This is a genomic window from Acinetobacter sp. YH01024, assembly GCF_013420195.1.
GTDB classification, from domain to species: domain Bacteria; phylum Pseudomonadota; class Gammaproteobacteria; order Pseudomonadales; family Moraxellaceae; genus Acinetobacter; species Acinetobacter amyesii.
Map to the genome: position 1 here is coordinate 67,171 of NZ_VOYQ01000001.1, position 13,698 is coordinate 80,868.

General features: G+C 41.2%; 20 protein-coding genes. All 20 read right to left on the reverse strand.

Features of this window, described 5'->3' with window-relative positions; all coding sequences use genetic code 11:
* Positions 1-362: 362 nt before the first annotated feature.
* On the reverse strand, positions 363-833 hold the full coding sequence (locus FTT88_RS00370; RefSeq protein ID WP_180173575.1) for a hypothetical protein: 471 nt from the start codon (positions 831-833) through the stop codon (positions 363-365).
* A gap of 39 nt (positions 834-872) precedes the next feature.
* Positions 873-1,808: a phage tail tube protein gene (locus tag FTT88_RS00375; RefSeq protein ID WP_180173576.1), complete on the reverse strand. Its 936-nt coding sequence runs from the start codon at positions 1,806-1,808 to the stop codon at positions 873-875.
* Positions 1,809-1,873: 65 nt separating this feature from the next.
* Positions 1,874-2,287 (reverse strand): phage tail terminator-like protein, encoded by a 414-nt coding sequence (locus tag FTT88_RS00380; RefSeq protein WP_180173577.1) that lies wholly within the window; start codon positions 2,285-2,287, stop codon positions 1,874-1,876.
* On the reverse strand, positions 2,284-2,658 hold the full coding sequence (locus FTT88_RS00385; protein ID WP_180173578.1) for a hypothetical protein: 375 nt from the start codon (positions 2,656-2,658) through the stop codon (positions 2,284-2,286). The genes FTT88_RS00380 and FTT88_RS00385 overlap by 4 nt, the downstream gene beginning before the upstream one ends.
* Before the next feature lie 38 nt (positions 2,659-2,696).
* Positions 2,697-3,464, reverse strand: coding sequence for a hypothetical protein (locus FTT88_RS00390; protein WP_180173579.1), 768 nt, complete (start codon positions 3,462-3,464; stop codon positions 2,697-2,699).
* Between the two features lie 73 nt (positions 3,465-3,537).
* Positions 3,538-3,921, reverse strand: a complete 384-nt coding sequence (locus tag FTT88_RS00395) for a hypothetical protein (protein ID WP_180173580.1) — start codon at positions 3,919-3,921, stop codon at positions 3,538-3,540.
* Positions 3,922-3,965: 44 nt separating this feature from the next.
* The gene (locus FTT88_RS00400; RefSeq protein ID WP_218955718.1) at positions 3,966-4,358 is read right to left on the reverse strand and encodes a glutamate 5-kinase; all 393 of its coding nucleotides are present in this window, start codon (positions 4,356-4,358) and stop codon (positions 3,966-3,968) included.
* The gene (locus FTT88_RS00405; protein WP_180118494.1) at positions 4,333-4,731 is read right to left on the reverse strand and encodes a hypothetical protein; all 399 of its coding nucleotides are present in this window, start codon (positions 4,729-4,731) and stop codon (positions 4,333-4,335) included. Before FTT88_RS00405 ends, FTT88_RS00400 begins: the two co-directional genes overlap by 26 nt.
* Entirely contained in the window at positions 4,728-5,102 is a 375-nt protein-coding gene (locus FTT88_RS00410; protein ID WP_180118496.1) for a hypothetical protein, read from the reverse strand. The genes FTT88_RS00405 and FTT88_RS00410 overlap by 4 nt, the downstream gene beginning before the upstream one ends.
* Before the next feature lie 3 nt (positions 5,103-5,105).
* A complete protein-coding gene (locus FTT88_RS17210) occupies positions 5,106-5,582 on the reverse strand; it encodes a hypothetical protein (protein ID WP_180118490.1) in 477 nt (158 codons plus the stop codon).
* Positions 5,583-5,632: 50 nt separating this feature from the next.
* Complete coding sequence (locus FTT88_RS00420) at positions 5,633-6,589, reverse strand: major capsid protein (protein ID WP_180173581.1); 957 nt, start codon at positions 6,587-6,589, stop codon at positions 5,633-5,635.
* Between the two features lie 20 nt (positions 6,590-6,609).
* Complete coding sequence (locus tag FTT88_RS00425) at positions 6,610-7,362, reverse strand: DUF6651 domain-containing protein (protein ID WP_180173582.1); 753 nt, start codon at positions 7,360-7,362, stop codon at positions 6,610-6,612.
* A gap of 240 nt (positions 7,363-7,602) precedes the next feature.
* The gene (locus tag FTT88_RS00430; protein WP_078191933.1) at positions 7,603-7,977 is read right to left on the reverse strand and encodes a hypothetical protein; all 375 of its coding nucleotides are present in this window, start codon (positions 7,975-7,977) and stop codon (positions 7,603-7,605) included.
* Positions 7,978-8,018: 41 nt separating this feature from the next.
* On the reverse strand, positions 8,019-9,143 hold the full coding sequence (locus FTT88_RS00435; protein ID WP_180173583.1) for a minor capsid protein: 1,125 nt from the start codon (positions 9,141-9,143) through the stop codon (positions 8,019-8,021).
* A gap of 2 nt (positions 9,144-9,145) precedes the next feature.
* Positions 9,146-10,579, reverse strand: a complete 1,434-nt coding sequence (locus tag FTT88_RS00440; protein WP_180173584.1) for a DUF4055 domain-containing protein — start codon at positions 10,577-10,579, stop codon at positions 9,146-9,148.
* A 1-nt stretch (position 10,580) separates the two neighbouring features.
* Complete coding sequence (locus FTT88_RS00445; RefSeq protein WP_180173585.1) at positions 10,581-11,897, reverse strand: terminase; 1,317 nt, start codon at positions 11,895-11,897, stop codon at positions 10,581-10,583.
* Positions 11,881-12,408, reverse strand: a complete 528-nt coding sequence (locus tag FTT88_RS00450; RefSeq protein ID WP_180173586.1) for a DUF2280 domain-containing protein — start codon at positions 12,406-12,408, stop codon at positions 11,881-11,883. The genes FTT88_RS00445 and FTT88_RS00450 overlap by 17 nt, the downstream gene beginning before the upstream one ends.
* A 43-nt stretch (positions 12,409-12,451) precedes the next feature.
* Entirely contained in the window at positions 12,452-13,111 is a 660-nt protein-coding gene (locus FTT88_RS00455; RefSeq protein ID WP_180173587.1) for a putative metallopeptidase, read from the reverse strand.
* 43 nt (positions 13,112-13,154) lie between these two features.
* Complete coding sequence (locus FTT88_RS00460; protein WP_180173588.1) at positions 13,155-13,421, reverse strand: hypothetical protein; 267 nt, start codon at positions 13,419-13,421, stop codon at positions 13,155-13,157.
* The gene (locus FTT88_RS00465; RefSeq protein ID WP_180173589.1) at positions 13,411-13,641 is read right to left on the reverse strand and encodes a YodC family protein; all 231 of its coding nucleotides are present in this window, start codon (positions 13,639-13,641) and stop codon (positions 13,411-13,413) included. Before FTT88_RS00465 ends, FTT88_RS00460 begins: the two co-directional genes overlap by 11 nt.
* Positions 13,642-13,698: the final 57 nt, after the last annotated feature.

Genomic DNA, 13,698 nt, shown 5'->3' on the forward strand with positions numbered 1-13,698 from the left:
TTACTCTTTGTCAATATTTGTGACCCAACAAGTGCGTTAAATGTTGTCGCGAAGCATCATCAAACTGGCTATTTATCAACAAAAGAAACCAACTCACGTTGATTTCTCCCTCACTCCATCCAAAAACAAATTATCCAAAGCAAAGACACACTCAACAAAGATATGTAGCTCACATGGTGCTTCATACAACTCAAGATACGCATTGATATGGCTACCATCTAGCGGCATAGTCACAGGATGATATGAACGCCCTCGTGCAATCACATTGAATGCACTCAAAATAGCGTGGGCTGTATAACTAAACTCAGGCGCATCATCTAGCTTGCGCCCTTGCTTTTCACGGATCTTCTTTTGAAACTCCGTTAGTCCACCGTCTCCTGCATGCCATTCGTAGAGCTTTGTGACTTTCCCAAAGTATCAGCTTTAACCGCATCCGCTTCCAATTGGATCTTTTCAGCATGCGCTTTTACAAAGACCCAAATTGCCACACCTATATCACCCATGTTTAATAATTTAGTGGCATTTTCAGGTGTATAAGGCTGTTCAGTTTCTTTGCCATTTTCACGGAAAGATACACCATCCCAGTCTTCAATAAGGTGGCAGGCAGCAGCTTCAAGTAATAATTCATGATAAAGCTTATCTTCACCACTGGCTGTTGATACGACGTAGCCTTTTGATGCAACTTGATTTTGTGCACGCTCTAATGCAACACGATATGGTTTATATGCCTCACCACGAATCTTGAAGCGAGCTAATACGTTACCTTCAGCACCTTTGTATTCTTTCCAAAGAGATGTTTCTTTGCTTTTTTCAATTTCCACAACTAAGGTCATTTTCTTTTTCCAAAATAGAAGCCCCTTACGGGGCCATTGTTATGCTGTTGTTCGTGTAATCGTTGGCGCTTCTTTCACATGACGGAATTCCATCGCCATAGTGTGATCATCATTTTTATTGGTATCTGAAAGCCCTTCGTTATCAAGCTCCAGCTTGGTAAAATTGAAGCCGTATGCATTACCTTTTGAATCTTCCATGCCAATTTCAGCTGTCATGGTTTCACGAGATTCAACAAATGGAATCCATTCTTTTGATGTGGTTGTAAGAGCTAGTGTTACATTCATGGTAATAGTGACATTACCTTCTGTGTAACGGTTTGGAATCAAGCTGCCGTTTCCTAGGCATGGCTTAGCAGTAAGATTGTTATTGATAGTAATTGTGAAGGACTCGGCACAAGCCGTTCCAACTGTGGACACACCACTAATTTTAAACTCATTCACGTTGATTGATGACATAAATGGAGTATCTGTGGCTGCAACAGGATTTACTACTGGTGTTGCTGTTGGATTGCTATAGCCGGTTGCACTAATTGAAGCTGTGCCTGTGATTTTCCCTTCTGTGTCGCCTTGAATGGTCAGCTCACCAATTCGACAACCCGTGAAAACTTGAATAAACCCGACTTTTTTGTCGTGCTTAACAATTGTGTATGTTGGTAGTGTGTCACCACCAATTTCCAAAGTAGAAACACTTGGTGTGCCTGAGTCAACAAATAAATTACCAGCAACACCTTCAAAAAACATATCTTGGCTTAAGGCTGATAATTCAAAGTCAATACTACCAGTTGCTTCAGCTGAACTTGCCACAGAACCTTGCTCAAAACGCGAATCTACAATCTCATCAGATTGTGTCATTGATACCGTCTTTTTGAGTGAGTCTGAATTTCGACGCAACGTATGCCACACTGGCACCGCAGGCAAAGTATTAGGTGTTTCTTCTTTCGCAATGTGGATTACCACATCAGTGCCCTTTGACATAGTTGTCTCCTGAATTTAGGCATAAAAAAACCGCCCTAAAAGGACGGCTAAATAAGAATTTGGGTTTAGTTCACTACGTACGAAATATTCACGTTGTACTGGTAATAAAGTTCACCATAAGTGCTTACATCAATAATAGAAGCTTCACGCAACTCCAACTCATCCTTTTTATGGAACTGCATATGTTCAGCCCACTTGTCAGCCATCTGAGATATCAAATCTGTGCCTGTATTTAACGGTGCAAACAATTGGATATAAACAATACCGGTAGTGCGTGTACTTGGTTTAGATCCGATCTCTGAAATAAAACTGCCCGCATTTTTAACGGTGACCTTGGCCCATATCTCATTTGCAGGCGGCTCAAAAGGTTTACCATCAACAAGCGGATTATTTGCTAATTGGATGTTTGGTTTAGGCATTCCAGTGAATGTACCCACACGTGCCAAGATTGCCCGCAAGGCTTGAGTATTTGTCATCATTTGTATTTCTCACAAACATACTGAAATGAAAGTGCATAAACACCATTAGGAGCCTGTTGAGAGTGACCGTTTTCTAGAGCTAGGCCATGCGGACTATTACTTTGGATATAGACCAGGCCACCAAACTTAGCTGAAGCTGCTACTTTAAGACCATGTTTTAATGTTTCTGAGCCTGATTCGTCATAATTTTTTTGGTATGAGTTATCTGGGGAATCGAGAGTGACTTTGTGCGATGCGCGGAACTCACCATCCATTACAGGGGAACGCACAATGACTTGCTGAAGTGTTTCACCCACGATATTTTTTACATGTTGGTCAGCATTCTTGAGCATGTGTGCAGTAAAATCACTCGGTTTGTTTTTCCATGTCATATTTCACCCATTAAATGTAAAACCACCACCTAATTCATTTACCTTATTTTGATCTTTCCGCGCTCGGTTAATTGCTTACCTTTAACTAGGGATTGCATCAAGGAAGGAATTTCAGAAAAATCCACATATGGTGAAATATATCCGCACGTCTCATTATTTAAAAACCCTCTTTGTTTTAATAGTGCGTGATTTGGCTTTTTGAAATATATTTCAACTAACCAGCCTTCAAACAACATTTCAAACACTATATTATTTGGCGTTTTATACATGTGGGGGGCGACAATAATTTGTTGCAATCCTTTTAAGTCAACCAACCCTTCATCATCTCTCACTACGCGCAAGCGAACATTAAAAATTTTCTCACTAACAGCTCTATCATTAAGAAATAACTCACGAAAATAACCGCTCACATCAGACCTTAATGAGATACCTGCATATGATGGATGTTCAGATTCTGCTGCTCTCCACATAATTGAAAGGAAATAAAGCTTAACCCTAAGGTTATCTAGATTACTGAGGAGAACTCCGTTTTTTAAAACAGATTTGGGGATAGTTTGATATTTCCCTCTTAAAGCATTAAGTGAATAATTTTCATATTTGTTATTAAATTTCTGTTCGCAATCACTACATAATTGATATGTATCCCACTGGTCACTTGAATATTTTATTTCATCCATCCTAGGGGACAACTGAAGCATTAAGTTGTTTGCAGCAGGCTTTAAAACTCGATTAAATACACTCCTTCCTATGGCGTGTGATTTTTGTAACTCTTTCCTGTGACCACAAAGTTTGCAAATATCTATCATAAATCCCCCTAAATTTCAGAGGGATGTTAGTGGAAATCATTAAAATTAACCACAAGCAAGGATCATTTTAAGTTTACTTATAGCAAAAATGAGTCACAGTCTTGTTGTCTTTAATACACTCCCAATCAGTAAGCCCAGGATTTTTTACAACAGCCAAAGTCTTACCAGACCTGTAGTAATTTGTTGCTTTAATTGCCTTGCCGTTATTCTTACTAATCCGATAAACCTCACTAGGCAACCCAGCGTCAAACCATTCTAAAACAAACTCGTTTTGATTAATGGAAAAGCTTCTTTCAATACCACCGGCACCACCTGCCGCTCCGATATGACAAGCCTGAATGCTTTGTGGTTTATTATTAACAACATAAAAACATTTAGTTTTACGTAGTGGCTCTTCATAAGCAAAAGCACTTGTAGCTAAACAAACCCCAACAAAACCTAATAATAATTTTTTCATTTTTAATTACTCACAATTGAGTAATTAAAATACCAAAAAAAACTTCAGTTTGACACTTTTCTTAACTGGCAAACCCAAATACTATCCGTTGGATCAGCTCCAATATTTACCACTTTAAAGCGGCCTTTTGATGTGACCCATACATCCCCAATCTGAGGCTTTTGCTTAACCTTATCTTTCAGCACTTCATTTTGAAGTATCGTAGCCTTACAGTCTGTCACCTGATAATCAATAGGCTTGACCATATCTTTCAAATAAGAACCAAATAGCACGCCACGACCAGAATAAGATTCATCACCAATGACTGGGTAAGTCTGCGTCTCGAAATCCATTTCACCAGAGTAAATTATCTTTTCACACGTGAATGAATCCACAGCATCAGCTAACTTTTTATTAAATGCCGCAGCCACTTTAGACTGAATTTTGTTTTTGATCATGACTTTCGCTCTCTTCGTACATAGCAAATAAGTCTTGAGCTATTCGTTGTATTGAATATGCTTCAAATTCAATGCTTGGCTCTTTTTCACCCATTAGGTGTTTTGTACGCTGCCAAATATGCACAGCTTCATGCAACAGTAAACCATGAACAATAATCAGTGATTTATCTTGCGTTTCCCCGAGCTGAACAATGCAGTGCCTGCCGTCATCGTAATAATCGACTTGCGCAGGACAGCCAAGAGATAGAAATTCATCCGAATCATTCATGTCATCAAATAGAAGATCCATATGCATCTGATTACGAGCAAGTGTGTACTTCGAATGCTCAAAAGGCGTGATATACCATTCAGGCACATAGTCGGTGTTAATCATGCTCGAAACACCTCAAACCCGAAGCCTTTAGGCTTTAAATCCAATGACGCAATGTAAGCCCGTGCAATTTGCTCGAACTCAGATACCTCAACACTACCCTCGGCAAAACTTTCGGTGACCTGCACTGTGTCTGCTTTTACGCTTTCACTGGTAGTTTGGCGAGCAATGCCCGCGTAAATCACACCAGCTTGAATGCCTTTAATAATTTCACATGCGGCATCAATCAGGATTGGCTCAATTGGATCAGGAACAAATCCGACTTCGTTTCGCATCCATGTGTTGGCTAATTTAATGAGGCGAGCTTTATCACCAGCTGGTGCAAAATCTGCCCCCATAATCTGCTCAGCCTGTTCTTGGGTAATAAAGCTCATGGGTTATTCCTTTGGTTGTTCTACTTTAGCCGCCTCTTCTGCGGCTTTAGCTGCTTTCAATTCCGCAGCAGTTGGCTTTTTGGTAGGTGGCTGTAATTCATCAATACGCGCCTGCATAGCAGCAACATCATTTTTGAATGCAATGAATTCACCTTGGGCTGTGGCTAGTTGTTCTTTCAACTCCACATTTTCAGCAATAACTTTTACACATTCGGCTTTTGCTTCATCAATCGTGGCTTGAAGTTCTGGTGTGATGCCAACTTTTGCTTCAATGGTGACAATATTGGAATTATTGCGCTTAATCAGATCTAGATAAGCCTTAGGAACATCACCAGCCACTTCTGAGCACGGTTCCAAAGTATCAGCTTCGTGATATGCACTAGCTTTGCGGAGGATATAACCTTCACCTTGAAGTTTTGCCACATTTTCGGGAGAGAAGTCATCCGTGAAATATAGGCGTTTATTAGATTCTTTTTTCATGTTTTCTATTTCCAATCAGGCAAAGAAAAACCCCTTTCGGGGCACTTCATTTAAGCAGACTTAATTAGGACGCCAGCTGTATCTTTCGCGCTTGATGCGATCAGATCCCAGTTAGTTGGAGTGCCAATTGCTGCATCAGTTGGAGATTTTCCACCGGTAGCGGTATCCCATGCGTAACCTTTCACACCTGCACCGAATGTCCACTCAGCTTGGTAGGTGTACTTGATATTCTCTCCACCAGTGCCCGGCACCAATTCAGCATTAAAGTCATTGTTGTCATTCACAACAACAGCACCTTCAACAAGGCCTAGCGAGTTGTAGAATGCAGTGCCAGCATTATCACCTACTAAGGCTGGCGCATCGGTCACCACAAACACACGACCAAACGGATCACGAACCACATTCACACCATCATAACGGAACAGGTTTTCTGAGTTGGCCAGAGCATTGTCAAACAGGTTGTGCATTGTTGTGGAGTGAACAATCCAAGCACGAATTGCGCTTGAGCGGTCACCGAGTTTTGCCGCACCTTTGTTTAGCAAGCGGAAAGATGCTGCATCAGTACCATCACCATGTACCGCATTGAGATTACCTGAAATCGCAGAAGATGCCCCCAAAATACCCGCATTCAGCATATCCGCAAGACGCGCCTTAGCCAGCTGCTCACCAATAGTTAGAGCTGCAAGTTCAGGGTTTTGAAGAATCCAAGAATACTGCTGTTTTTCATATTCAATGGGTGGTGTGCCTGCTGCGACTTTTACAGCTACATCAAGTAATTGTTCTAAACGTTTTGCAGTAACTGTGCCAGTACCATACGCATTACGACGACGCACAATACCAGCAATTGCCTTGAACGATGCTTCAATGTTGAAATCACCACCGAAAGGCTCATTGATCAATTGGATTGCGCCCTGTGATGCTTCGTTGAATTTATTAATGTCCTGTGCCACCGTTTCTGTCATTGCGGCATAGGTTTGCTTGTTAAATACCTGTAAATCAAAAGGCATATGCCTCTCCTTAAATTAATTTATGCTTTTTCGCCCACTTGCTTCATGTAAGCAATCTTTTCTTCTTTGGTTTTGCATTCAGCCAAAGATTTAGGGCCCGATTTGTTTCCATCACCACCCTGAAAACCCGCACCACCAGCTTGAGAACCTTTTAGAATTGAATCCTTGTGCTGGTATCCACCAACCAAGGTTTCTAGGGCTTCATCAAAGTCTGCGATTTCACCCGGGCGAGTGCGTGAATAGATTTTTTGACCATCAGCACCAACTGCCACGACCTTGCCATTTTCGATCTGGAAGTTTTTACCAAACGTGGCTTGAATCATGTCTACCGGTACAGCGATGTTGTCTTGAATGAACTTAGAACGAGCAAAACCACCTCCAATAAGTTCGTTATGCAGTTGGGTTTGGAAGGCATCACGCTCTTGAACAATTGGTGCATATTTATCTTCAACGGCTTTAATTGCTTCGAGTTTGATTTTTTCGACTTCACCAGCATCCACCAGTTTTTTATCGTCGAAGTTTTTCAAAGTTTCTAACGCTTTTTTAGCAGCTGCTGGATCTTCAATGCCTTCGAATGCTTTAAGCGTGGATTCAGCCTTTTCATAGCGTTCACGGTTTGTTTTAGCTTCACCATTCAAACGCGAAATGGTTGCTACGGTTTGGGCTGCATCATGTGCTACTTCTTTGCCATCGTCATGAACATAGATTGGTAAGCCCTGTTCATTCACTTCCGCATATGTCTTGTTATCCACGGTTACTGTTTTAAGTTTCATAAGTCATCCGACCCTATTTCTAAAATGAGCATCCGCTCGTTACGCTGTCCGCATCCGCTTTCAGCAGGCATAAAAAAAGCACCTCGGGAGGTGCTCTATTTGAATTTAGTTTTTGGGGTAATTGCAAAAAAGCAATAACCTTCGAATTTCTAAAGTTTGTTTTCTGCAAGTTAAACTTCTGTTACTGCTTTTGAGATGTCCTTATGACCTAAAGAAAGCCCTTTCGGGTCATGATTTGGATTATTTGCATTTGTTCTCTGGTTGGTTTAATTGCTCACGCAACCATTCAGACTCATCTTGCAGGCTTTCTTTGGTGTATCCCATTGCTCGGACACCTTCTGAAGCTCCCTCATACTCCTTAAATCTACTTAAGACAAAATCATAAAGTTCAATATTCTCTTTCCAACCTTTGCAATCTAGAGCTTTAAGTTTATTGGACCTAGCTAGATCCTCTTGCTCATTCTTTGCCTCTGTAGAAATCACTTGATTTCTGTCCGATTGTGTTTGAACGTATCGCTCCATTAACTTGTAATATTTAAGTTCAAAGTCTTTTTGAGTTGAAGCAAAAGAGGTGCTTGATACAATTACACAAAATAGAAATGCGAAAAGCTTCATTGTTGTTATCTGCCTAGTTAAAATAGTGATGACTATTATATTTAAACACCTAACAATTCAAAGGTTTTTTTATCTAAAACCTTCAACTCATCCAACGTATAACCACGCTTATTCAGCGGATCAGCAAACTTATCAATGCTGTACTCACCTTTTTTATAAAGCTCATACTTAGATTTACCCAGCCAAGTGCGCTGAAAGAACTCATCCGACTGCTCGAAAAACTCTTTAAATGATGTATTTGCATCAAGCTGGCCAATAAGATGTTTGCGCTCATCCTTGGGAATATCTTTGACTTTACGCTCATCCATAACAAAAGGCCGTAATCCACCAATCTCACCATCCTTATTGCAAGGCATATATGTTGTGCGGTTATTTGGATGCACTGGAAATCTTGGCCGCAATGGATCATCGATAGAAAATACGTCACCGTCGATTGATGCGCAGTACTTACAAGTGCGCCCATCCAAAGTGGCTACAACTTTTACATACTCATACCCAAGCGCCTTGTACGTATCGATATAAGTTGCAGTACTAATGTGACTGCGGGCTGTTCTTACTTGACGTTCAATTGATTCACGTGACGACTTAAGTAAGCCATCTTTATAATCTAAAGCCTTCCGCCCCTTGATTCGTTGCACAATCTGCTGATTGGTCTGCCCTTGTGAAATACCATCACGAATTGCACTTTCAACTTTCTTTCGTAGTGTTGCTGCAATATCTGCAAATAGATAATCAACCAAAGCACCACCTGAAAAAGGTGCTTTCTTAATGGTTTTATAAATCTTATCAGCATTAACAACTGCAGCAGTACCAGCAACTAACTTCGCAGAATATGAAGCCTCATAAACCGCCAACTGTAATGCTGATTTATCGAACTGCTCAAACAAGTCCACATCAATTGATTTGAACCACTCATTCAGAATGGTCTTAATATCTTCAATGTTTTTACTTGATTTAGCCTTACTCGAAAAGTTTAGGCTTTTAAGTGCATTTCGCTCTGAGTCTGACAGCTCGTTTAAGATATCTACTAAGCGGTTTAACTGGCTATTGGAAAGATTATTAAACTGAGCTGTAAGTTCATTTACTGCTTGAGATGATGCGCGGTAGAGATAAGCTGAATGTTGGCTCAGCGCATCAACCAAGGCTTTCTGCGCTGAAATGTTCATGTTTAATCCTTATCATCTAGTGAATCAATTCCACCATCTTCACGCTTTTCAATTTTCTTAACGATGTCTTCCCATTTATCTTCTGGGAAAGTACCGGTCTGCTCGTAGTGATACCAGACATACATTGGTAATTCACCTGCAAGACAAGCTTCGTAAATCAATTTTGAGCGTGTTGGGTCATATTTTGGTTTATTGAAGTCCTGAGCAATCGTAAAGCTCAGCTCATCCACTTTTAGATCATGTTCAGGCATCACAAATTTGGCACACCAGCGCAGTGCATTGGTAAAGGCTTCAGATACATTCGCCACAACGAGTGACAAAACTGAATGTTGAACTGAGCTGTCATTGTCTGCCTGAGTCGCTGTTTTATTAGCGGATCCAACTTCAATTAATCGAGCGCCAAGCTCTTTCATTTGGTCCCATTTATCATTCATACGCTCATAAGCCAGTCCATTTTTTTCCGCTTGGACCATCTTTGCATCCGTAGGAATACCAGAGCGACTACCTACACTGGCTCCTGACTCCTTTACCATGGCGTACTGTTCTGGCGTAATATTCGGGAAGCATAAAGTAGGCTGACCAACAATAAATGCCGACTCTTCAACATCAGCAGTACTGGTGTAATAAGACAACTCCATTGTTGCCAACTCATACAGTGGTGCTGTACCAATTTCATCTGAGTTATCTACTGCACCGCAGAATGTGAAAGGAATATAATCCCAAGGCTGACCATGGTAATCAGTTGGAATGTACTTCTCTCCTTCTACCCATTCGCCTTTTTCATTTTTAGTGAAAATTTGAACTGTATAAACAAAGCCACTACCAACTTCTTCAAGCGCCAAAATTCGATACTGATCGCTGGATTCAACCTTAAATCCATTCCGGGTTTTTACCGTCTCAAGCAGCTTCACAAAACTTAGCTTTTTCTGGTTACCAATAATGATGTAATCCCAATCAATAATTGAACTAGCCTGAAGAATATGGATCATCGGAAAAGCACCTTTAGACTTTTCCTCTGCCTTACTGCGACTTGGCGCAACATTTGGAAAATCAACATAAACACCACAGCGGTAGTTTCGGTTAATTAAACGTGTTGCACGTTGGGCACTCTGATAAATAGATCGACCCGCACCATCAGCATTGCGCTCTAAATATTCCAATTCATCGGGTTTGTTGAATACTGGTGATTTGCCATAAGCCAAGCCAATATGGCTCGCCAAAGTACGGCTTGTCACACCAGGAAAGATTGCACGCATCAAATATTCGTTATAGCGATTTGAGCCATCTGGATCATTCTTTGAATTAAACAGAGATGGCTTAGGCAGGTACTTCTCTTTTGCTGCCTTAATAACTTCCTGACCACCACAAACATCATCCAACTTATTCCAAGTCGCAATGTGTTTATCATAGTCGGCATGTGTTGCAGTAATGCTCATATTAGAATCCAAACATTGGTATATCGATGCTCTTCACTTGCTCATTGATTGGGAACAAGTATGCAATCGGGTATGTTCCTGCATCGTTCATATGGTCAAAGCCTGATTTTTTATCCGGCTGTCCATTTTCATCATAGATTTGACGCTCTTGGCATTTAGCAAAGTGTGGACACTTAGAAGCATTCACAAATAACCGGCGCTCACTGAACGTATTGCAAAGCATTCCATTCATAGAGTTAATGCGATCTTTTACAGCTGGGTTTCTTGAATTAACAAATACTTTAAACCCTGCTTTTCGCAGTAGTGCTAAATCTGTATCACTTGCATTATTTGATTTGCGATTTTCCCCAGAAGCATCAGGATAAATCCCGATTTCATGTTTTGGATAACGCTCTTTGATCGCCTCAATCATTGCTGGCGTATCAAACAGATTCACAAATTCATCTACCGCATGCATGGTTTCACCACGACGTACATAAACCACAGCAGCCATTTTGGTGACGTTGAAGTCCATACCTATGTGAAGTGTGTCGTCATCCTGAACTGTTTCATTTGAGCTATTGAGCACCCGGTTAAAGCAGTAATAAATAACGCCCTGATAACTTTCAAAGCTGGCTTCATATTCCTGACTGAATGTCTTTGGATCCATCTTACGTTTAGCAACAATGATTTCCGATTCAGGAATATTCCCACCTTGTAATGAGGTATAGGAAAAGCTTCGGCAATCAGGCTCATGTCCAGGCTGACCATCCATGAAGGTGTCATAGCAATGGTTAAAGCCTTTAGGTGTACCAATCCTTAAGACATGACCACCGACACGCTGTTCACCATGCACAATATACTTACAGGTTGAAAGCATTGGGCGCAGTACTTCTTCCCATGCGGCCCACTTACAGTCTGCCCATTCGTCAATAATCAAAAAGAACAAACCAGATCCACGAAGGTCATCATAGTTATCCAGACCAACCACACGCATGACATGACCACTTTTTAGCGTGATCGTACATTCAGTTTCGTTTGGTTTTCCTGCTCGCCATGATGGTGGAATCGCTTGTTTTAATCGTTTCCAAAAGACACGCTTTGCCTGCTTGAATGTTGGTGCTGCATACCAGATCTCATCCTCGACCGACACATTCCACTTAGCAGCCAGTCGTGCAGCTCGTCGCATTTCAGCTTTTGCCAAAAAGGTTTTACCAAAACGTCGACCACATACAGCATCACGAAAGCGCGCTTCTTTCTGCCAGCCCCATAGGTAGATATTGGCCTGTTTCGGTGTAAGTTGTACTGCGCCCTCTGGGGGCTCAAAGAATTGGCTCATGTGGAATTTCCTCATCAGGGTTTAGGCTGATTTTGTAATCTTCCTCAGGAGGTCGTGATTCAGGAGGTCTTACTTCTTTTTGAAGTTTCTCAAGCTCTAAACGCTTCATTTCAATTTCAATTTGCTCTTTTTCAGATAAACCACTTGGACCAGCACTTTTACCTGACTGAAGCAGCCCTTGCGCCTGTTTAAGCACGTTCTGCCGCATGACCTTGTTCTTACCCCAATCGTCATACATTTTTTGGAGTTCTTTAAAATGGAAGGCTTTGTTGGCAATCGGAATGTCTTCGATATTTGCCTTAAAATCCTTTCGAGTTTTTTCAAAAAGGTCTTTTAATTTCTTACTTAGATTACGGCCAGAGTATTTTGTTGGATCATAGTTTTCACATTGCTGCCTTTCAATTTCGATGCCGAATCTTTGCTTGACAGCATCCGCTACCTGTTGAGGGGTTTCAAAGCAAGCAAGAGACTGAACTATAAAGATTTTTACAGGCTCTTTAAGTGCCGCCATACCTACCCCTGTGTCATGCTACGTCCTGCTAAAAGGTTAAAGATCAAGCCAGCTTCAATAAACACGTACCACATGCATGTGCAATATTTGCCTTGGAAATTGTTGGGCCATTGTTTGCAAGGTCTATCATTTTTTGAACTGACTCAGATGCACCGTAACGCTGGACGACTCCATGGAACTCTTCGACATCGTGACCACGTAAGAACAATCTAGGTTCACCCATTGAGTTGTATTCAAACATCTCAGCCTTGGCATTCCACTTATGCCCAATGTGATAAAGCTCATGCTCTACCAATGCGCAAAAATCCGTATCGCTCATGATCTGACATACACGCGCATCTAGCGTGATGATGTATTTAGGCACATCACCAAACCAGTCGATCAATTGAAGTTCTTGCCGGTCTTTACGCCAACCACCTACATTAATCATCACTCGCTCAGTCTGACCCAATACACGACGGTCTTTTGCTTCGCATTTCGTGTAGGCCCAAAGGAATGAGATTTCAGGAGGCTGAAAGCTTAATAGGTGCTCATGGTCTGGATTGTGGAGTTTCCCCCATGACTCAAGAAAGGTCTCTCTAATCCACGGCCATAAATCATTGTTTGCAGGCTCGAAGTGAAGTAGACCACCAGTTTCAATAAATTCGTCATCTTCAACATCTGTATTTTGATTATCTTGGATTGGCGGGTATGGTCTTTTCATAATCTTCAGCCATTAAAAAAGCCACCTGGCGGCAGCTCTATTTTTAACCCCTAGCCTCTCGACCAGGCTCATCCTCAGGAACTCTATAACGCCAATATCGATCAGGCTTAACCCACACAACATCGTCTTCAGTTTTCTTTTTAAATGCACTATTTACACTTAACTTTAAAACCAAATTACCGTCGGGATTCTCTTTCAGAAGATCCATCAAATCGTTTTTAACCAAGTAATCGACTACATCCTCCTGATAAAGACAACCATCCTTCTCAAGAGCATTAAGCATCCATTGAATCACTTGATCAAGGTTCACTTGAAGCACCCTGTTTACGCACTAAAACAAGACTATCCTCAGGAAAATCACCGTGATCTAATTTTTTACCTGCAAACCACTGGCAGCGGTAACCTCCACGAAAAACATTAGAGGATGGCAAATGCCCAGGATCGAGTTGCTTGACGGACATTTCTGGCCCGCCAGCATTCAATTTAACAATATCCCCGATTTGATATTTAGGTTTACGCTCTTCGCTCATATTTTTCTCTTAAAGTTTCATTTGAATTAGAACCTTAAGATGAAGAATATTTACACA

Coding starts and splice junctions, on each gene's coding strand:
- FTT88_RS00395 (WP_180173580.1), bottom strand. CDS start 3,921: ATGAAAAAATTATTATTAGGTTTTGTTGGGGTTTGTTTAGCTACAAGT.
- FTT88_RS00465 (WP_180173589.1), bottom strand. CDS start 13,641: ATGAGCGAAGAGCGTAAACCTAAATATCAAATCGGGGATATTGTTAAA.
- FTT88_RS00420 (WP_180173581.1), bottom strand. CDS start 6,589: ATGCCTTTTGATTTACAGGTATTTAACAAGCAAACCTATGCCGCAATG.
- FTT88_RS00450 (WP_180173586.1), bottom strand. CDS start 12,408: ATGGCGGCACTTAAAGAGCCTGTAAAAATCTTTATAGTTCAGTCTCTT.
- FTT88_RS00455 (WP_180173587.1), bottom strand. CDS start 13,111: ATGAAAAGACCATACCCGCCAATCCAAGATAATCAAAATACAGATGTT.
- FTT88_RS17210 (WP_180118490.1), bottom strand. CDS start 5,582: ATGAAAAAAGAATCTAATAAACGCCTATATTTCACGGATGACTTCTCT.
- FTT88_RS00445 (WP_180173585.1), bottom strand. CDS start 11,897: ATGAGCCAATTCTTTGAGCCCCCAGAGGGCGCAGTACAACTTACACCG.
- FTT88_RS00435 (WP_180173583.1), bottom strand. CDS start 9,143: ATGAACATTTCAGCGCAGAAAGCCTTGGTTGATGCGCTGAGCCAACAT.
- FTT88_RS00425 (WP_180173582.1), bottom strand. CDS start 7,362: ATGAAACTTAAAACAGTAACCGTGGATAACAAGACATATGCGGAAGTG.
- FTT88_RS00440 (WP_180173584.1), bottom strand. CDS start 10,579: ATGAGCATTACTGCAACACATGCCGACTATGATAAACACATTGCGACT.
- FTT88_RS00390 (WP_180173579.1), bottom strand. CDS start 3,464: ATGATAGATATTTGCAAACTTTGTGGTCACAGGAAAGAGTTACAAAAA.
- FTT88_RS00380 (WP_180173577.1), bottom strand. CDS start 2,287: ATGATGACAAATACTCAAGCCTTGCGGGCAATCTTGGCACGTGTGGGT.
- FTT88_RS00385 (WP_180173578.1), bottom strand. CDS start 2,658: ATGACATGGAAAAACAAACCGAGTGATTTTACTGCACACATGCTCAAG.
- FTT88_RS00410 (WP_180118496.1), bottom strand. CDS start 5,102: ATGAGCTTTATTACCCAAGAACAGGCTGAGCAGATTATGGGGGCAGAT.
- FTT88_RS00400 (WP_218955718.1), bottom strand. CDS start 4,358: ATGATCAAAAACAAAATTCAGTCTAAAGTGGCTGCGGCATTTAATAAA.
- FTT88_RS00370 (WP_180173575.1), bottom strand. CDS start 833: ATGACCTTAGTTGTGGAAATTGAAAAAAGCAAAGAAACATCTCTTTGG.
- FTT88_RS00430 (WP_078191933.1), bottom strand. CDS start 7,977: ATGAAGCTTTTCGCATTTCTATTTTGTGTAATTGTATCAAGCACCTCT.
- FTT88_RS00375 (WP_180173576.1), bottom strand. CDS start 1,808: ATGTCAAAGGGCACTGATGTGGTAATCCACATTGCGAAAGAAGAAACA.
- FTT88_RS00405 (WP_180118494.1), bottom strand. CDS start 4,731: ATGATTAACACCGACTATGTGCCTGAATGGTATATCACGCCTTTTGAG.